Here is an 18,000-nt window from a genome sequence, read left to right on the forward strand (position 1 = left end):
TCTATAAGTTTGTTTTTACAGTTTGTTCAGGATACGGTCCATGACCCAGTTGGTGGGAGTGGCACTGATTCCGTCGCAGGTGCAGACGGCTTTGCCTTGCAGATGTTCCACTACAGCTTTAATCAGTGGAAGCTGTACGTGAGGAGGATTGGGAGGAAGAATCTCTTCGCGTCCACGTTCAGTGTGCAAGGCTATCGGGTCGTAGGTGAAGACAGAGAAACAAATCATGCCTTTATCTCCGATAATTTCGATGCGGTCTTCTTTAGCCGACTCGTGTGCCACGAAGCACCAGGAACCGGAACCGGGCAGGCCGGAGTCGAACTTGAAACAGGCACTGATGGTGTCTTCCGCCTCATACAGTCCGCCGCGGTTGCTTTTGTAGCCCTCCGCTTCGAGGATACAGCCGAACATGTCTTGCAGCAAATCCAGCTGATGAGGTGCCAGGTCATAGAAGTACCCTCCACCGGCAATATCGGGCTGCACACGCCACGGCAGGTTCTTGCTGTTGTAATCCAGCGCCCGAGGCGGTTGTGCGAAACGAATCTGTACGTTGATGACGTTACCGATTTCTCCTTCATCGACCAGTTGCCGTACTTTCTGGAAATAAGGCAGGTAGCGGCGGTAGTAGGCTACGAAACAAGGCACACCTGTTTCCTTGGAGATACGGTTGATGCGGGCACAGTCTTCGTAACTGGCGGCCATCGGTTTCTCGATGTAGACCGGTTTTCCGGCTTTCATGGCCATGATGGCAAAAGTGGCGTGCGAAGAGGGAGGTGTGGCAATGTAGATGGCATTCACATCTTCATCTCCAATCAGTTCTTGCGCATCGGTGTACCACCGGGGAATCTGGTGGCGTATGGCGTAGGATTTCACTTTCTCTTCTTCACGGCTCATGACCGCTACCACTTTGGAGCCTTCAATCATATTGAAAGCCGGGCCGCTTTTCTTTTCGGTGACTTCACCGCATCCGATGAATCCCCAGTTTACTTTATCCAGTTTGATCATAGATGAGTGTTTTAATGAAAATACTTTTTATATAGTTTCCGGTAGTCTTCACTTTTCATGTACTGGTCGAGCCATACGTTCAGGCTGTCGAGCAGGAGTGGGGCGTGTTTGGCCACTCCCCAGGCATAAAACTGAGTGAAGCTGATATCGGTGTCAATGTCCAGATTGGGATACAGTTCGATGTTGGCTTTGGCGATATTCTCATCGCATACGGCATAGTCGATGTCTCCTCCCGAAACCATCGCCATGAGCTGTTCGGGGCCGTACTGGTCGATTTCCTGTATATAGATGGTATCGGCTATTTCATTGATGAGGTTGTGAATACGTAGTAAGGCCGGAGAACCTTTCACTACGTGTAGCGTCTTTCCTCCCAGTTCCAGTTGGTTGTGGATATACAGGCTGTCTTTCCCTTCTTCTTGCTTGCGCTGCACCAGGATTTGTTTGCTCAGCAGCAGGGGATGGGAGAAGAGCAGACTATCCTTCGAGCGGGTGGTGATGACGGTGCCTGTAGCTATCAGGTCGTATTTTCCTACGCAGATACCTTGCAGGCGTTCTTCAAAACTCATTTCAGGGGTAACCTCCAGCCGGAGGTGCTTGGCTTGTGCAAAGGCATTCAGGAGTTCGTAGTCGAAGCCGGAGATGCTGTCTTGGTCGGCATGGTAGCTGATGGAGTTATACTCCGTTACCGCACGTAGGATGCCTGAATGGACAATGTCGGGATAATCACGGGGAGTGAACTCCGGATGAGGCTCGTGGTGCGAACAGAGACGAATCAGGACCAGCAAGATGGCGACTCCGGCAGACAGGTAAACAAGTTTGCTTCTCTTCATGGGCATTAATCAAAGAAGTTCCATGAAATACCCACCTTCAGGATACGAGGGTTAAGCGGATAGTGAGGGGCGAGGAAATAACTCTTCTCGCCGGTACGTTGCAGGATGTTGTACATTTGCACGAAGATACGCGTACGTTTCAGGTGCAGGTTGATGTATCCGTTGATGAGCGGATAGCCTCCCACCTTGTAACGTGTATCCGGATTCTGCAGGTAGAACTGTCCGATAGCCGGTGCATAGTCGGGAGCATAGTATTGTGTGAAGTAGCGCATGTCGGCTCCCATTTCAATCTGGAGCACTTTCTTGGCCAGTCCGAACCGGATATACAGGTCGTGGTAAAGCACGAGCTCCGGCAAAGGCAATACGGTTTCGTTGCTGGTTTTCTGGTAGGTGATTTCATTGTCCAGATGGAGAATACCCAGTTTGAAATCCTGCCGCAAGGTGGCGCTGAACACCTGAATGCTTCCGGAATATTGGCTTACAGCCATGTTGTTCTTATAACTGGTCACCTCATTGGAGTTGGTGTATTTCACCGATGTATTGTCCAGATAAGTGTAATTGGTGATGTTTTCCACTCCGGCCTTCAGTTGGGTCCGCCAGCGGTCGATACTCAGTTTTCCTTCAATGCGGGTACGCATGATTTTGCTCAGGTCATTGTCCCACCAATAGTGTTTGGAGTGGAAATGGCGATAGTAGAAAGTCGGGTTCAGGTTCTTGATGTAGGCATTGGCCTCCAGGCGTACCGTATCATTGAACAGGCGGAAGTTCAGGTCGCCCTGTCCTTCCACACTGAACTGTCCGGCATCCTCGCCAATCATGGCGATTTCACCCAGCACATTATAGTGGAGCGTCTTTCCCTGCGACTTGATAAGCTGGCCTCCGATGGAGAGCACGTTTTCCTTGTGGCTGGTAGGGATACGTCGGCCTGCTGTTCCCGTAATGGTATCCGTCAAGGTGAAGTTGCGGTGCTCAAAGCTGGCAAACACTGTCAGTCCGGCCTTGGCCCATTTGTTGAATCCTTCCCGAAGGGCGATACCCACGGTGTTTTTGATAGAGAAGTTCTTGGTGACATCCAGTGAATCCTTTCCCAGATAGTTGTGCTCGAAATACGCCTCGTTCTGAGTGGTATTGTAAGAAATGTATTTTCTCCGGTTGATGTCCACATTGACGGTATGGATGAAGCTGGTGACCGGTACAAACTCTGTTTTGGTGATGGTATCGTTTTCGGTAGTCACGTCACGATAGAACCCTAAGTTGTAGCGATGGGTCAGGAAGGCGTGATATCCCGTATTATGGTTCCAGATGTCCGAAAGGTTGGTCGGGATGGAGTAAGTTTCATACGTACGGTTTCCTTCTGCCATCTCCAGCGGATTGGTGATGTAACGGTCGTCTGTGATACCTCCGTTTTCGGCCACTTTCAGGTTGTCATTGATGAAACTGAAATGCATGTCGTACTTGTCGCCGTGGTAATAGGCAAAGAGGTTGCCGTTGAACAAGGCAGTTGACTGGCTGGCATATTTACCACGTCCGTAAGTATAGTCGATGTCGAAGCCGAATCCCATCCGTTTGTTGACATTGACGGCAAAATACGCCTTGAAACGTTCTTCTCCATAGCGGCCGTCGCCTTGCTTGAAATAGGTCAGGTTGGTGAATGGCGATTTGGTGTTGGTATAAATTACGTCGTTTGGCTTCCTTACGGTGAAATCGTATGGGTCGGTAAAGAAAAACTGACTGCTTTCTTTCCGCTCAAAGAATACATGCGAGATACGTGGAGAGCCCAAGTTCCCCAGATAAGTGTAATGTCCGGTAGGGCCTCCCGTGTCGTTGGAGTTCTGGAATCCATGTTGCAACGTATCCACCGGAACCGGAGTCATTTCGCCAAAGCGTGTGTCGATTTTCCAGGCATTCAGTCCCACCGGTACCGTATTGGCGTCGATGACGGAGGTTGTATCTATCGGGTTTCCATTCCGGTCATACCTGTTGTTGTCCATTCCTGTGGCAGACATTCCTTGTCCGTATTGTGAAATGGTGTTCTGAGCGAACAATGTGCCGCACAGAAACAGGAGTATGGCTGTAAAAAGTATTTTCTTCATAATGGGGCAAAGATACAATAAAAAAGCGAAAACGGACGGTTGTACCTTTCAAAAAGTAGGGCGGTCGGATGGATTCTGAAGGTGCAGGGTAACCAAAAGGCCGCAAGGGAATTTATCTGTAGAATTTCCTTGCGGCCTTTTGGTTTCAGAGATATATCGGTTTCCGAGGGAAATCAGACTTCCTTGATGATTTCCATGCCGATTTTGATGGCTTCTTCATTCATCGGAATCAAGTGGTGGTGACGTTCGGGTAAGGTCTTATGCAATGCCTTTACCACACTGTCAATGGATACGATAGGGCGTATCTTGAGCAGGCCACCCAGCACAATCATGTTGAAGGTCTTGGCCATTTTCCGTTCGTTGGCTTCGTCCATGGCATCGATGCGGTACACATGGATGTCCTTGCGGGTCGGGGGATTGATGATGCCGTAGCCGTCGTAAATCAGTACTCCACCCGGTTTTACCTTGTTCTCAAACTTGGCAAGCGAAGGCTGGTTCAAGATGATGGCTGTATCGTATTTGCTGAGAATCGGGGAAGAGATACGTTCGTCGCTGACGATGACGGTGACGTTGGCCGTACCTCCGCGCTGTTCGGGACCGTAGGCAGGCATCCAGGTCACTTCCTTGTTTTCCATCAACCCGGAGTATGCCAGGATTTTTCCCATGGAAAGTACCCCTTGACCTCCAAATCCTGCGATGATAATTTCTTCTTTCATAGGTATGCGAATGATTATTTAATATCTGTAGTATCTTTCAGGTCGCCCAGCGGGTAGAACGGGAACATGTTCTCTTCCATCCATTTGTTGGCGGCTTCGGGTGACATTTTCCATCCGGAGTTGCAGGTAGACACAATTTCTACCAGGCTGGAGCCTTTTTTCTGCATGGAGCATTCAAAGGCTTTGCGGATGGCTTTCTTGGCCTTGCGGATGGCAGCCACTGACTGTACGGACTGGCGGGTGACGTAGGCGGTTCCCTGCAGGGTGGCAGCGATTTCTGTCATCTTCAGCGGGTAGCCGTGGATTTCCGGCACACGTCCGTAAGGGCAGGTGGAGGTCTTCATTCCCACCAGCGTGGTCGGGGCCATCTGTCCACCGGTCATACCGTAGATGGCGTTGTTGATGAAAATAATTGTAATGTGTTCGCCACGGTTCAATGCGTGGATGGTTTCTGCCGTACCAATGCAGGCCAAGTCACCGTCGCCTTGGTATGTGAATACCAGACGGTCGGGCCAGAGGCGTTTGATGGCGGTGGCCAAGGCAGGCGCACGTCCGTGTGCGGCTTCCTGGCAGTCGATGTCCAGGTAGTTATACATGAATACGGCGCATCCCACCGGACTTACTCCGACGGCTTTCTCGGCCATACCCATTTCGTCGATGACTTCGGCAATCAGTTTGTGGACTACTCCGTGGCTGCATCCCGGACAGTAGTGCATCGGGTTATCGTTCAGCAATCGAGGCTTCTGATAAACCAGATTTTCAGGTTTGATTATATCTTCTTTTGTCATAATTGGTTCTCCTGTAGTTTATCATAGAAAGAAACGGAACACGAACTCCATCATCTTCAGGAAAAGAGAGGCACCGCACACGTAGAAGAATACGGTCTTGTCGTCGCCCAAAGTGAAATAGAGAATTACGGAAATCAGTGCACCAATCATAAACAACACGTTTAAGACGGCTCTTATTCTGTCGGTATCCATAACTTATTTAATCAGTTTTTCTTTAATGGCTTCGATTACTTCATCCGGATCGGGAACGATACCGCCCAAGCGTCCGAAGTGCTCTACCGGTACTTTGCATTCTACGGCCAGACGGACGTCTTCAATCATCTGTCCGCTGTTCAGTTCCACGGTCAGGATACCTTTCACTTGTTTGGCTCTTTCTTTCAAAGCCTTGCTGGGGAAAGGCCACAGGGTAATCGGGCGGAACAGACCGACCTTGATTCCCTCTTCGCGGGCATGTTCCATGGCTTTCTGGGCGATACGGGCACACGAACCGAAGGCTACAATCAGGTATTCCGCATCTTCTGCGTCCAGCTCTTCATAGCGCGTTTCTTTCTCTTCGATTTCCGCATATTTGGCTTGCAGGTGCAGGTTACGCTGTTCCATTACCGCCGGGTCAAGTTCCAGCGAAGTGATGATGTTTGGCTTGCGTCCTTTGCAGCCGGTGGTAGCCCATGGACATTGTGCCAGAATTTCCTCTTCTGTCCGTCGGGGGCGGAATTCCGGAAGCACCACTTTTTCCATCATCTGACCGATGACTCCGTCGGCCAGAATCATGGCCGGGTTGCGGTATTTGAATGCCAGGTCGAAAGCCAGACCTACAAAGTCGGCCATTTCCTGTACGGAAGCCGGAGCCAGTGCGATGAGGTGATAGTCACCGTGTCCGCCACCTTTGGTGGTCTGGAAATAATCGGCCTGACTCGGCTGGATGGTACCCAATCCCGGACCGCCTCGCATGACGTTCACCACCAGACAAGGCAGTTCGGCTCCTGCAATGTAGGAGATACCCTCCTGCTTCAGACTGACACCCGGGCTGGATGAGGATGTCATGACCATTTTTCCGCTACCGGCGCCTCCATACACCATATTAATTGCCGCTACCTCACTTTCGGCCTGAAGCACTACCATTCCGGTGGTTTCCCAAGGTTTCTGTTCGGCAAGCGTTTCCAATACTTCAGATTGGGGAGTGATAGGGTAACCGAAGTAACCATCCACGCCGAAACGGATGGCGGCATGGGCTATAGCTTCGTTACCTTTCATAAGAACAACTTCTTCTGCCATAATTCTTAATTTTTGCTTGTTGGGCATTTTTTATTCTTCACATTTTGCTCTGTATACGGTGAGACATCCGTCCGGGCACACGATGGCGCACGAAGAGCATCCGTTGCAGGTATCTTCCACTACCTGCTGCACGAAATTATATCCTTTTTGATTTACTTTTGGGGTGAGCGACAGCACGTGCAACGGACAAGCTACCACGCACAGGTTGCATCCTTTGCAGCGTTCTGTATTTACTACAACCACACCTTTCATTTTAGCCATAGTTCTATTATATCTTATTGATTAAACATATCTTTGTTATAAAAATTGAGTATATCCATCATCATCGCTCTGGCTTCGGATGCCGGACTCTCCGGGTCCAAAGAGATTGCTTCCTGATAATTGTTCAGCGCACCCTGCCAGTCGCCTTTTTTCCGAAAGGCGTTCCCCAGAAGATAATAAGCTTCCGGAAGGGGGGAGGAAGCCGTGAGGAGTAAATCATTCAGGCAGGATATAGCGGTATCTACATTCCCTTCATTTATCAGTTGTCTGATGTGATTCAGTCGTTCATTCATGAGCTTTTATATCATATTGTAACCTTACAAAGATAGTCTTTAATTTGGTATAAGAGTCATTTTTGCGGAATAAATAGCATTTTTCTCCGAAAAAACTTTTTTGGAAGTGTGTATAATTCATTGTCTATTAGTCTCTTATAGTGCATCTCTTTTCGTTTCATTTGAAAAAGATGCATCGTTAACTATCTGCGGGCCAATGGATACCTGGAAACCGATGGGGGGATTCTTGTGACTTCTTGTCAGAATCCTGCCGAAAGGTTGAAAAATCTTTGAAAGTGTCGTTATTTCTTTTAACTTTGTGGCAATTTATTCATAAAGAAACAACTAATAATTAACTTTATCAGATAAAACTATGAACAGAATTCTTCAGAAGGAACATTTTTCCGAAAAAGTTTTTAAGCTGGTCATTGAGGCTCCCTTGATTGCGAAATCGCGCAAGGCCGGGCATTTTGTGATTGTCCGTGTGGGAGAAAAGGGAGAACGCATGCCGCTGACCATTGCTGCGGCCGACCCGGTGAAAGGAACCATCACGCTGGTGGTACAGGAGGTGGGGCTTTCGTCCACCCGTTTATGCGAATTGAACGTAGGCGATTATATTACAGATGTGGTTGGTCCGTTGGGAAAAGCCACTCATATTGAGAATTTCGGTACGGTAGTCTGTGCCGGAGGAGGAGTGGGGGTGGCTCCGATGCTCCCCATCGTGCAGGCATTGAAAGCTGCCGGCAACCGGGTGATTACCGTATTGGCCGGACGTACAAAGGAACTGATTATCCTGGAAAAGGAAATGCGGGAAAGTTCTGACGAAGTGATTATCATGACCGACGATGGTTCTTACGGACAGAAAGGACTGGTGACGGAAGGAGTGGAAGCGGTCATCAAGCGCGAGAAGGTGGACAAATGCTTTGCCATCGGTCCGGCTGTCATGATGAAGTTTGTCTGCCTGCTGACAAAGAAATACGACATCCCGACCGATGTGTCTCTGAACACCATCATGGTGGATGGAACGGGTATGTGTGGTGCCTGCCGTATCACCGTGGGAGGAAAGACGAAGTTCGTGTGTGTGGATGGTCCGGAATTCGACGGCCACCAGGTGGACTTTGACGAGATGCTCAAGCGTATGGGTGCTTTCAAGGACATCGAACGGGAGGAAATCCATAAGCTGGACGAGCATCCTGCGGCATGTGAAGCGGAACAGGCTGCTTCGGGCCGGAATGCGGAGTGGCGCGAAGCGTTGCGCAAGCGGATGAAGCCGAAAGAGCGTACCCTGATTCCTCGGGTGAAGATGAACGAACTGGACCCGGAATACCGCTCACACAGCCGCAAGGAGGAAGTGAACTTGGGACTGAACGAAGAACAGGCGCTGACGGAGGCCAAGCGATGTCTGGACTGTGCCAATCCTTCCTGTATGGAAGGTTGTCCGGTGGGCATTGATATTCCGGGCTTCATCAAGAACATTGAGCGTGGAGAATTTTTGGAAGCGGCGCGTACGTTGAAGAAAACCAGTGCACTTCCGGCTGTGTGCGGACGTGTCTGTCCGCAGGAAAAGCAGTGTGAGTCGAAGTGTATCCACTTGAAGATGGGGCACGAAGCAGTGGCCATCGGTTACTTGGAACGTTTTGCAGCCGATTACGAGCGGGAAAGCGGACAGGTTTTGGTCCCGGAAATTGCGGCCAAGAACGGCATCAAGGTGGCGGTGGTCGGTTCGGGACCCGCGGGATTGTCGTTTGCGGGCGACATGGCCAAGATGGGGTACGATGTGACCGTGTTCGAGGCCCTGCACGAAATTGGCGGTGTGTTGAAATATGGTATTCCGGAGTTCCGTCTGCCCAACAAGATTGTGGACGTGGAAATCGATAACCTGTCGAAGATGGGTGTCACTTTTGTGAAGGACTGCATCATCGGGAAGACCCTCAGTGTGGAAGATTTGGAGAACGAAGGTTACAAGGGAATCTTTGTAGCTTCGGGTGCCGGATTGCCTAATTTCATGAACATTCCGGGCGAGAACTCCATCAACATCATGTCGTCCAATGAATACCTGACCCGTGTGAATCTGATGGATGCGGCCAGTGAGGACGCCGACACTCCGGTGACCTTCGGTAAGCGAGTCGCTGTGATTGGAGGTGGAAATACGGCCATGGATTCTGTGCGTACGGCCCGCCGTCTGGGAGCGGAGAAGGCGATGATTATTTACCGTCGTTCGGAAGCAGAAATGCCGGCCCGTCTGGAGGAAGTGAAACATGCCAAGGAGGAAGGTGTGGAATTCCTGACCCTGCACAATCCGATTGAATACATTGCCGACGAGAAGGGTCGGGTGAAACAAGTGGTGTTGCAGAAAATGGAGTTGGGCGAGCCCGACGCCTCCGGTCGTCGCAGTCCGGTACCCATCCCGGGGGCTACGGTGACCTTGGACATTGACATGGCCATCGTCAGTGTGGGTGTGTCGCCGAATCCGATTGTACCTCATTCCATTCCGGGTTTGGAACTGGGACGTAAGGGTACCATCGCAGTGAACGAGGACATGCAGTCGTCCATCCCGACCATCTATGCCGGAGGGGATATCGTACGCGGTGGAGCTACTGTGATTCTGGCCATGGGCGACGGACGCCGTGCGGCAGCCGCCATGAACCGTCAGCTTCAGAAAGCATGAACCTTTGCGGGGAAATAGCATAAAAAAACGCAAGGACGTTTGGGAAAAAACGTCTTTGCGTTTCCTTTAAAACGTCCTTGCGTTTTAGATAAAATGTCCTTGTGTTTTGAGTAAAACGTAAGGACGTTTTTTATGGGGTTACTGGCGGAGCAGCGTACGTGTGATTTCACCGGTGTACATGGTGTACGATTTGCTGCTATCTGCTTGGATGTTAAGTGATTTCAGGTCGTCTGCCGTCATTTTCTGGCTCATGGACTTCTTGCACTCAATCACTGCAGCCGGTTGGGTGCTTCCCTGTGCGTAGAAGGTAATCTTATATTCCGTGCACTGTTCCATCAGGGCGCTGAGGGCGATGCGGTCTTGTGCAATCAGCAGGTAGGCCACGTTCTTGTTGAACATTTTTCCGAAGCCTCCCCAGTTTTCCGGTTTGATTTCGATTTCTTCCTCATTGGCCGTCAGAGTGATGCGTCCGTTCTGCAGCTGGCTGTTCCAGTTGTCAGTAAGTTTTGTCACATCCACATCTTTCAGTTCGCCGGTCAGTGCCGGAGCCAGTGGGGTGGCAGGTACGGTTGCGGCAGGAGTTGCCTCGTTAGCCAGCACCTTTTGTCCCAGCGCATCGGTAGCCGACTGGAAAAGCTGGTCTTTCAGGTCGATGGTTTCGCGGCGGAACTTTCCGCAGATGGGGGCAAGTTTCGTTTTCTTCTTGTTCAGTGCCATGTCATCGGTAATCCATTCTTCGGCTGTGTATTTCTGTCCTCCGTCACGGTTTTCGTCATACCAGTAGCGGATGCGGGTCATGGTCATCTGGCATACGCCGTCGGTCACATGGATAAGATACTGGTAGTAGATACGGGTGCGGTCCAGTGAAAGGGCGGAGGAGGAGAAGACAATGTATTCCTCAGCCGAAGCGGCAATGTCACCTTCTTCTTCACTCGTATAAACCACCCGGCTCTGCAGCTTTCCATCGGGTTTGAAGCGGTTGTTGGCCCAGTCAAGCATTTGCTGGTACAGTTGTTCTTTGGAGAGAGAAGGAGCCTTGATTTCATGATTGAAAGTCACTTTCCCGTCTTCCAGGGTGATGGCTCCTGCCAGATACTTCGGGTCGGAGTTTTCTTTTTTATCCTTGGCCATGCCGAACAAAGGCAGACAGGCCAATAGAATGAATAACAGTTTTTTCATAATTCGTATAATGGTTTACAATTTAATTTTCTGGAGTGAAGATAGCGATTTCCGCCATATTGCTTGTAAAGATAGCCATTTTTTTTCTCCTGCATGCAGGAATCGGATTTCTTATCATTTTTTTGCGGGTCGCTGTCATTCTGTCATTTGTGTGGAAGGTATGATATTTGCGGGAATTGTTCAGAATAAAAGTACTGGAGTGATATGGATACAGCAAACAACGGACGAGTGGTGATTATGAATTTCACGGGTGTGTACGACTGGGAACGTTTTTCCCATGAGCGGAATTACACGTGGCTGGATTGCACGCATCTGAAGGGTACGGAATGTTATTGTGACAAAGAAGGGGCCGGCGCTTTGAAGCGGTTGATAGCCGGTTATCCGGCCCGGGGGATTCACTTTATCGATTCCGGCAATTATCATTATCTGACAAAATTCTGGACCGACAAGATTCGGCAGCCTTTTTCACTGGTGGTGTTTGACCATCATCCTGACATGCAGCCTCCGCTGTTTGAGGGTGTGATCTCTTGTGGAGGATGGGTGAAGGACGTGATGGACACCAATCCTTACGTACGGAATGTGATTCTGGCAGGAGTATCGGAAAAATTGAAGGAGGTTATTCCGGAGGCCTGTCGGGAGCGGGTGATTTTCTATGGCGAGAAGGAGCTTTCGCATGAAGAGGCTTGGAAACAGTTTTCTGTGCAGCATGTGGAAGGACCTGTATACTTGTCAATTGATAAGGATGTATTGGATGCGCAATCTGCTGCGACCAACTGGGACCAGGGGACGCTTTCACTTCCGGAACTGGAGCAACTGCTGTCGGTGGTATTGCACCATGAACAAGTGATTGGAATTGATATTTGTGGAGAATGCCCTACCACCTTGGATATTTTCAAAGAAAAGCAGGAAGTGGCCCTCGACAGCAAAGCCAACCAGGAACTGCTGGATTTCTTTTGGCGTAACAAGCAGGCAGAATGAAAAAAATCCCGCTTCCAACCTTGTGGAAACGGGATTTTCTATTTCATCTCAATGAATAAGGTTTCCCTGAATGTGCTTAGGGAAAGAATTACCGAACCGGCATCTTGTCAATCCTTGCCTGATGACGTCCGCCTTCAAAGTCGGTCGTAAAGAATTCCGTCATAATCTTGTCGGCAGTGGCTTCATCGATGAAACGTCCCGGCATGACCAATACGTTGGCATCATTGTGCTGACGGGCCAGATGGGCGATTTCCGGAATCCAGCAAAGTGCCGCACGGATACCTTGGTGTTTGTTCAGCGTCATGCTGATGCCTTCTCCGCTTCCGCAGATGGCAATTCCCGGATAGCATTCGCCTTTTTCTACAGCCAGAGCCAATGGATGTGCATAATCGGGATAGTCGCAGCTTTCAGTAGAGTAAGTACCAAAATCCTTGTATTCCCACCCCTTAGCTTCCAGCCATTTTTTTACGTATTGTTTCAATTCAAATCCGGCATGGTCGGATGCAAGTCCTATCGTTTTCATCAGAGCATTTCTTTTACTTGGTTATACACATTTTCTGCGGTGAATCCCAATTTTTCATCCAGCACTTTGTAAGGAGCAGAGAAACCGAATGATTCCAGACCCCAGATTTTGCCGTTGGCACCTACCAATCCGAGCAAGTTCACCGGCAGACCGGCGGTCAGACCGAATACTTTGGCTCCGGCAGGAAGGATGCTTTCCTGATATTCCTTGCTCTGGCTGCGGAACAGACCTTCCGACGGAACAGATACGATGCGTGTCTTGATGCCGTCTTTGTGCAGCAGTTCGGCTCCGGCTACCAAGGTAGAAACTTCAGAACCGGAAGCTACCATGATGACATCCGGATTTTCATCAGAACCGGCTACGATGTAGGCTCCTTTGGCAGCCTGTGCGTAGTCTGTGCCTTCCGGCAGCATGTTGATGTTCTGGCGAGACAGAATCAGGGCAGACGGAGTGTCGGTATTTTCCATAGCCAGTTTCCAGCATACAGTCGTTTCTTCGGCATCGGCCGGACGGAGAACCAGCATGGAGTTCTTGCCGTGATGGTTTTTCAGTTTTTCCATCAAACGGATTTGTGCTTCCTGTTCCACCGGTTCGTGTGTCGGTCCGTCTTCCCCTACGCGGAATGCATCGTGTGTCCAGATGAATTTCACTGGCAGCTGCATGAGGGCAGCCATACGTACAGCCGGTTTCATGTAGTCGGAGAATACGAAGAAGGTACCGCAAGCAGCAATCACACCGCCATGCAAAGCCATACCGATGCAGCAGCAAGCCATGGTCAGCTCGGCTACTCCGGCCTGGAAGAAGGCACCGCTGAAGTCACCGTTGGTAAAGGCGTGAGTCTGTTTCAGGAAACCGTCGGTCTTGTCAGAGTTTGACAAGTCGGCAGATGCACAAATCATGTTGGGAACCTGCTGTGCCAGTGCGCCCAATACGGTAGCTGAAGCGTTGCGGGTTGCATCGTTAGCCTTTTGCTGGATGTGAGCCCAGTCCACTTTCGGTGCGGCACCGCTGAACCATTCTTTCAGCTGTGCGGCTTTTTCCGGATTGGCGGCGGCCCATGCAGCTTCTTCTTCGTGACGGGCAGCTGTGATGGCTTTCAGTTCTTCTGCACGTTTGGCATAGATTTCTTTTACGTCGTCGAAGATAACGAACGGATTTTCCGGGTCACCTCCCAGGTTGAGGATGGTATTCTTGTAAGCATCGCCACCCAACGGAGCTCCGTGAGTCTTGCAGTTGTGCTCGTAAGAAGTGTTGTCTGCCTTGCGGGCACCCTTACCCATGATACATTTACCGATGATCAGAGTCGGGCGTTTGCTTTCTGCTTTGGCAGCGTTCAAGGCTGTGCGGATTTCTTCACAGTCGTTACCGTTGATTTCGATGACGTTCCATCCCCATGCACGGTATTTCATGGCTGTATCTTCCGTGGTTACATCCTTAGTCTCAGTAGACAGCTGGATTTCATTGGAGTCGTAGAACATAATCAGGTTGTCCAGTCCCAGGCATCCGGCAATACGTCCGCTGCCCTGAGAGATTTCTTCCTGAATACCTCCGTCTGAAATATATGCATAGATGGTTTCTTTTGCAAAGGTAGGATTGCCTGTGCGGGCTGCCAGGAATTTGGCTGCGATAGCGGCACCTACGGCAAAAGTGTGACCTTGTCCCAGCGGACCGGATGTGTTTTCAATGCCACGCATCACGTCCACTTCCGGATGTCCCGGAGTCGGAGAACCCCACTGGCGCAGTTGCTGTAATTCTTCCAATGTGAATTTTCCGATGAGTGCCAGTTGTGAATACAACATCGGAGACATGTGACCCGGGTCGAGGAAGAAACGGTCGCGTCCTTCCCATTTCGGATTTTGTGGGTCGTACTGCAGGTATTCTGCATACAATACATTAATGAAATCGGCTCCGCCCATTGCGCCTCCGGGGTGACCGGATTTGGCTTTTTCAACCATTGAAGCAGCTAAAATACGAATATTATCAGCAGCGTGGTTCATAACTTGTTTGCTGTTCATATAATTAATTTTTTAATTTGTATGCTACATAAGGCAGACGCCGCTATTGGCGCCTGCTTCTTGAATTTATGAGCAAAGGTATGACATTTATATGTAAATTACAAAGTGGAAGTAACTTAATTTATTTCACACTTTTTTACTTCTTGTATTTTACAGCAGCCTCTTCTACAGGCAGACAAGCCTTGTATTTTTCAATATAGGCGTTGAATCCGGCTACGTCTTCCGGTGTAGGTGATACCTCTACGCCTGCATTGCCTGCGAAAACTTTTTCGTCAAGAAAATCGGCCAGCGACTGCTTCTTGTCATTGTTTACCAGATAAGAACCCAGCAGGGCGATACCCCATGCGCCACCTTCACCGGCTGTCTCCATGACGGAAATCGGGGAATTGATGGCTGCAGCAAGCACTCTTTGTCCTACACCTTTGGTGCGGAACAAACCGCCATGACCTGTAATGCGGTCGACTTTGATTTTCTCTTCGTTGAAGAGGATGTCATTTCCAATTTTCAGTACGCCTACAGAAGCATACAGATGGGCGCGCATGAAATTGGCCAGGTTGAATTTGTCGTTGGCTGTACGCAGGAACAGCGGGCGTCCTTCTGTCAGTCCTGTCACAGGTTCACCTGAGAAGTAGTTGTAGGAAATCAGTCCGCCACAATCTGCATCGCCTGTCAGCGCGTTGTTATACAGTTTGCCGAAGATTTCGTCCATGTCTACCGGCATGCCCATCAGTTCCTGGTATTCCTTGAACAGGTTGACCCATGCGTTCAAGTCGGAGGTACAGTTGTTGCAATGTACCATGGCTACCAGACTACCGTCGGGGGTAGTCACCATGTCAATCATTTCATACGGTTTTGACAGGTCTTTTTCCAATACAATCATGGAGAAAGAAGAGGTACCTGCTGATACGTTACCCGTGCGTTGCTTGACAGCATTGGTAGCTACCATTCCAGTGCCGGCATCTCCTTCCGGAGGACATACGGGTATGCCTGCTTTCAAGTGGCCTGATACATCCAGCTTCTTGGCACCTTCTTCGGTCAAGCAACCGGCATTTTCTCCGGCCAGCAAAACTTTGGGCAGGATGTCGGTCAGTTTCCAGCTGAATCCGTAAGGAGCTACCAGCTTGTCGAACTTGGCTACCATTTCGGCAGAATAGTTCTTTGTGGCAGGGTCGATAGGAAGCATACCGGAAGCATCGCCGATGCCCAGTACCTTTTCACCGGTAATCTGCCAGTGTACGTAGCCGGCAAGTGTGGTAAGGAACGTAATGTCTTTTACGTGCTCTTCCTTGTTCAGGATGGCCTGATAAAGGTGAGAGATACTCCATCTCAAAGGAATGTTGTAGACGAACAGTTCAGACAGTTCGGCAGCAGCTTTCCCGGTGTTGGTATTTCTCCAGGTGCGGAAAGGTACCAGAATCTCTTCCTTGTTGTTGAAAGCCATGTAGCCGTGCATCATGGCACTGATGCCGATGGCTGCCAGCGTTTCTATTTCTATGCCATATTGTTTCTTTACGTTGGCGCGGAGATCGGCGTAACAATCTTGTACACCAGCCCAGATAGCTTCAATGCTGTAGGTCCAGAGTCCGTCTACCAGCTGGTTTTCCCACGTGTGGCTACCTTGTGCGATGGGTTTGTTTTCCTGGTCAATCAAGACAGCTTTGATTCGGGTGGAACCGAATTCAATACCCAGAATGGCCTTGCCTGCCTCAATGGTTGACTTAGCATCTGATTTCATATCAAAATCAACAATTTAAAGTTAAGAAATAAAGCAATATTAAAAATTAAAAGTGCTGCCAGAAAGAAATTTTCTGTCCAGCACTTTTAATGAGACTGACAAAGTATTAGCAGAGTGCTTTGTTCAGCATGTAGTATACTTCGTTCATGCGAAGTTCTTTCTTGAATTCACCGATGGTAGTGTCTTTGTTGATGTGTACCATTTCAATGCCGGCGATTTCAGCATAGTCTTCCCAGTATTCTGCAGTCAGGTCGTATGAGAAGCAAGAGTGGTGTGTACCACCAGCCAGAATCCATGCACCAGCACCGATTTCGAAGTTAGGCATCGGTTTCCAGAGGGCAGAAGCAACCGGCAATTTTGGCAGCGGTTTCGGTTCGATGCATTCTACATCGTTTACAATCAGACGGAAGCGGTTGCCAAGGTCTACTACAGTAGCTGTACATCCTGTACCTACTTTGGAAGTGAAGACAAGACGTGCAGTCTGGCTCTTGCGAACGCCGATACCCAGGAAGTGTACTTCCAGACGAGGCTTCTTGGCAGCAATCATCGGGCAAACTTCCAGCATGTGGGCCTGCAGGATGGCACTGTTTTCACCGTCGAAGTTCAGTGTGTAGTCTTCCAGGAAAGAACATCCGTTAGGCAATCCCTGATTCATTACCCATACGGTACGGTACAAAGCAGCTGATTTCCAGTCGCCTTCTGCTCCGAAACCATATCCTTCTGCCATCAGGCGCTGAGAAGCCAATCCCGGAATCTGGTCGAAGTGGCTGCCGTCTGTCTGACCCAGGTCGTCGAAGTTGGTCGTGAAACCTTTGGCACCTTTTGCTTTCAGGATGGCACGGAGAGCCAGTTCAGCTTTGGCTGAGTTCCATACTTTCTGGTAGGCTTCTGTAGATTTGTCTTCCAGTTCAGCGTCATGGTCGTATTCGTTGAAGTAAGTTTTTACCAATGCATCCACATCTTCGTCTTTTACAGCCTTGTGGTATTCCATCAGTTCGCTTACCGGGCAGTAGTCTACATGGTATCCCATGCGCTGTTCAGCTTCTACTTTGTCACCGTCGGTAACGGCTACATTGTTCATCTGGTCGCCGAAGCGGATAATCAGCATATCCTGTGCGTCAGCCCATGCAGCACATACACGCATCCAGACAGCAATCTTCTTCTGAGTAGATTCTTCTTTCCAGTAACCTACTACCACTTTGCGACGGATACGCATGCGAGTGCAGATATGACCGAATTCGCGGTCGCCGTGAGCAGACTGGTTCAGGTTCATGAAATCCATGTCCATTGTGTCCCATGGAATTTCTTTGTTGAACTGAGTGTGCAGATGGAGCAACGGTTTTTTCAATTGCTGCAAGCCGTGAATCCACATCTTGGCCGGAGAGAAAGTGTGCATCCAAGTGATGATACCGATACATTTTTCGTTGTTGTTGGCTGCTTTGAATACGGCTTCTACTTCTTTTGAAGAGTTGGCTGTTCCTTTATATACCACTTTCACAGGCAGTTTGCCGCTGGCGTTCAAACCTGCTACCATTTCGTTGCTGTGTGCGTCTACTGCGATGACTGCATCGCCTCCGTAAAGGAGCTGAGCTCCGGTTACGAACCATACTTCATATTGATCAAATGTGTTCATAGTGATTGTATTTTATAATTAATTGGTTG

General features: G+C 49.6%; 16 protein-coding genes. 2 read left to right on the forward strand and 14 right to left on the reverse strand.

Going from position 1 to position 18,000, the window contains the following annotated elements; genetic code table 11:
- Positions 1–15: 15 nt before the first annotated feature.
- From OIM59_RS04420 to OIM59_RS04460, 9 genes are all read right to left on the reverse strand, one after another.
- On the reverse strand, positions 16–1,005 hold the full coding sequence (locus OIM59_RS04420; RefSeq protein WP_072542950.1) for a Gfo/Idh/MocA family protein: 990 nt from the start codon (positions 1,003–1,005) through the stop codon (positions 16–18).
- Positions 1,006–1,016: 11 nt separating this feature from the next.
- Complete coding sequence (locus tag OIM59_RS04425; RefSeq protein WP_299170990.1) at positions 1,017–1,835, reverse strand: transporter substrate-binding domain-containing protein; 819 nt, start codon at positions 1,833–1,835, stop codon at positions 1,017–1,019.
- Between the two features lie 5 nt (positions 1,836–1,840).
- The gene (locus OIM59_RS04430) at positions 1,841–3,928 is read right to left on the reverse strand and encodes a putative porin (RefSeq protein ID WP_299170988.1); all 2,088 of its coding nucleotides are present in this window, start codon (positions 3,926–3,928) and stop codon (positions 1,841–1,843) included.
- Between the two features lie 173 nt (positions 3,929–4,101).
- The gene (locus OIM59_RS04435; RefSeq protein ID WP_148329728.1) at positions 4,102–4,644 is read right to left on the reverse strand and encodes a 2-oxoacid:acceptor oxidoreductase family protein; all 543 of its coding nucleotides are present in this window, start codon (positions 4,642–4,644) and stop codon (positions 4,102–4,104) included.
- A gap of 14 nt (positions 4,645–4,658) precedes the next feature.
- Positions 4,659–5,432, reverse strand: a complete 774-nt coding sequence (locus OIM59_RS04440; protein ID WP_072542947.1) for a thiamine pyrophosphate-dependent enzyme — start codon at positions 5,430–5,432, stop codon at positions 4,659–4,661.
- Between the two features lie 21 nt (positions 5,433–5,453).
- Complete coding sequence (locus OIM59_RS04445; RefSeq protein ID WP_262483167.1) at positions 5,454–5,582, reverse strand: hypothetical protein; 129 nt, start codon at positions 5,580–5,582, stop codon at positions 5,454–5,456.
- A 45-nt stretch (positions 5,583–5,627) separates the two neighbouring features.
- Positions 5,628–6,707, reverse strand: coding sequence for a 3-methyl-2-oxobutanoate dehydrogenase subunit VorB (locus tag OIM59_RS04450; protein WP_072542946.1), 1,080 nt, complete (start codon positions 6,705–6,707; stop codon positions 5,628–5,630).
- A 30-nt stretch (positions 6,708–6,737) separates the two neighbouring features.
- A complete protein-coding gene (locus tag OIM59_RS04455; protein ID WP_022354230.1) occupies positions 6,738–6,968 on the reverse strand; it encodes a 4Fe-4S binding protein in 231 nt (76 codons plus the stop codon).
- Positions 6,969–6,982: 14 nt separating this feature from the next.
- Positions 6,983–7,261 (reverse strand): tol-pal system YbgF family protein, encoded by a 279-nt coding sequence (locus OIM59_RS04460; RefSeq protein WP_072542945.1) that lies wholly within the window; start codon positions 7,259–7,261, stop codon positions 6,983–6,985.
- A gap of 352 nt (positions 7,262–7,613) precedes the next feature.
- Here OIM59_RS04460 and OIM59_RS04465 point away from each other — a divergent pair, with 352 nt between their 5' ends.
- Entirely contained in the window at positions 7,614–9,908 is a 2,295-nt protein-coding gene (locus tag OIM59_RS04465) for a bifunctional dihydroorotate dehydrogenase B NAD binding subunit/NADPH-dependent glutamate synthase (protein ID WP_303895349.1), read from the forward strand.
- Between the two features lie 138 nt (positions 9,909–10,046).
- On the opposite strand, the gene OIM59_RS04470 is transcribed toward OIM59_RS04465, so the two are convergent.
- Positions 10,047–11,087 carry a DUF4468 domain-containing protein gene (locus OIM59_RS04470; protein WP_303895352.1) on the reverse strand — a complete coding sequence of 347 codons (1,041 nt, stop codon included), beginning with the start codon at positions 11,085–11,087 and terminating at the stop codon, positions 10,047–10,049.
- 204 nt (positions 11,088–11,291) lie between these two features.
- Here OIM59_RS04470 and OIM59_RS04475 point away from each other — a divergent pair, with 204 nt between their 5' ends.
- Positions 11,292–12,065, forward strand: a complete 774-nt coding sequence (locus OIM59_RS04475) for an arginase family protein (protein WP_303895355.1) — start codon at positions 11,292–11,294, stop codon at positions 12,063–12,065.
- A gap of 88 nt (positions 12,066–12,153) precedes the next feature.
- Here OIM59_RS04475 and rpiB read toward each other — a convergent pair whose 3' ends face one another.
- The 4 genes from rpiB to araA form a co-directional block, all read right to left on the reverse strand.
- Positions 12,154–12,588 (reverse strand): ribose 5-phosphate isomerase B, encoded by a 435-nt coding sequence (gene rpiB / locus OIM59_RS04480; RefSeq protein ID WP_022352623.1) that lies wholly within the window; start codon positions 12,586–12,588, stop codon positions 12,154–12,156.
- Positions 12,588–14,603 (reverse strand): transketolase, encoded by a 2,016-nt coding sequence (locus OIM59_RS04485; RefSeq protein WP_299170970.1) that lies wholly within the window; start codon positions 14,601–14,603, stop codon positions 12,588–12,590. Before OIM59_RS04485 ends, rpiB begins: the two co-directional genes overlap by 1 nt.
- A gap of 136 nt (positions 14,604–14,739) precedes the next feature.
- Positions 14,740–16,338 carry a xylulokinase gene (locus OIM59_RS04490; protein WP_299170968.1) on the reverse strand — a complete coding sequence of 533 codons (1,599 nt, stop codon included), beginning with the start codon at positions 16,336–16,338 and terminating at the stop codon, positions 14,740–14,742.
- A gap of 106 nt (positions 16,339–16,444) precedes the next feature.
- Positions 16,445–17,971: an L-arabinose isomerase gene (araA, locus tag OIM59_RS04495; RefSeq protein ID WP_303895360.1), complete on the reverse strand. Its 1,527-nt coding sequence runs from the start codon at positions 17,969–17,971 to the stop codon at positions 16,445–16,447.
- Between the last annotated feature and the right edge of the window lie 29 nt (positions 17,972–18,000).

It is taken from the genome of Bacteroides mediterraneensis, from assembly GCF_025993685.1.
GTDB classification, from domain to species: Bacteria; Bacteroidota; Bacteroidia; order Bacteroidales; family Bacteroidaceae; genus Phocaeicola; species Phocaeicola mediterraneensis_A.

What these genes read in the sequence shown, in the direction of transcription:
- OIM59_RS04420 (WP_072542950.1), bottom strand. Translation starts at nt 1,005, where the DNA reads ATGATCAAACTGGATAAAGTAAACTGGGGATTCATCGGATGCGGTGAA.
- OIM59_RS04425 (WP_299170990.1), bottom strand. Translation starts at nt 1,835, where the DNA reads ATGAAGAGAAGCAAACTTGTTTACCTGTCTGCCGGAGTCGCCATCTTG.
- OIM59_RS04430 (WP_299170988.1), bottom strand. Translation starts at nt 3,928, where the DNA reads ATGAAGAAAATACTTTTTACAGCCATACTCCTGTTTCTGTGCGGCACA.
- OIM59_RS04435 (WP_148329728.1), bottom strand. Translation starts at nt 4,644, where the DNA reads ATGAAAGAAGAAATTATCATCGCAGGATTTGGAGGTCAAGGGGTACTT.
- OIM59_RS04440 (WP_072542947.1), bottom strand. Translation starts at nt 5,432, where the DNA reads ATGACAAAAGAAGATATAATCAAACCTGAAAATCTGGTTTATCAGAAG.
- OIM59_RS04445 (WP_262483167.1), bottom strand. Translation starts at nt 5,582, where the DNA reads ATGATTGGTGCACTGATTTCCGTAATTCTCTATTTCACTTTGGGCGAC.
- OIM59_RS04450 (WP_072542946.1), bottom strand. Translation starts at nt 6,707, where the DNA reads ATGGCAGAAGAAGTTGTTCTTATGAAAGGTAACGAAGCTATAGCCCAT.
- OIM59_RS04455 (WP_022354230.1), bottom strand. Translation starts at nt 6,968, where the DNA reads ATGGCTAAAATGAAAGGTGTGGTTGTAGTAAATACAGAACGCTGCAAA.
- OIM59_RS04460 (WP_072542945.1), bottom strand. Translation starts at nt 7,261, where the DNA reads ATGAATGAACGACTGAATCACATCAGACAACTGATAAATGAAGGGAAT.
- OIM59_RS04465 (WP_303895349.1), top strand. Translation starts at nt 7,614, where the DNA reads ATGAACAGAATTCTTCAGAAGGAACATTTTTCCGAAAAAGTTTTTAAG.
- OIM59_RS04470 (WP_303895352.1), bottom strand. Translation starts at nt 11,087, where the DNA reads ATGAAAAAACTGTTATTCATTCTATTGGCCTGTCTGCCTTTGTTCGGC.
- OIM59_RS04475 (WP_303895355.1), top strand. Translation starts at nt 11,292, where the DNA reads ATGGATACAGCAAACAACGGACGAGTGGTGATTATGAATTTCACGGGT.
- rpiB (WP_022352623.1), bottom strand. Translation starts at nt 12,588, where the DNA reads ATGAAAACGATAGGACTTGCATCCGACCATGCCGGATTTGAATTGAAA.
- OIM59_RS04485 (WP_299170970.1), bottom strand. Translation starts at nt 14,603, where the DNA reads ATGAACAGCAAACAAGTTATGAACCACGCTGCTGATAATATTCGTATT.
- OIM59_RS04490 (WP_299170968.1), bottom strand. Translation starts at nt 16,338, where the DNA reads ATGAAATCAGATGCTAAGTCAACCATTGAGGCAGGCAAGGCCATTCTG.
- araA (WP_303895360.1), bottom strand. Translation starts at nt 17,971, where the DNA reads ATGAACACATTTGATCAATATGAAGTATGGTTCGTAACCGGAGCTCAG.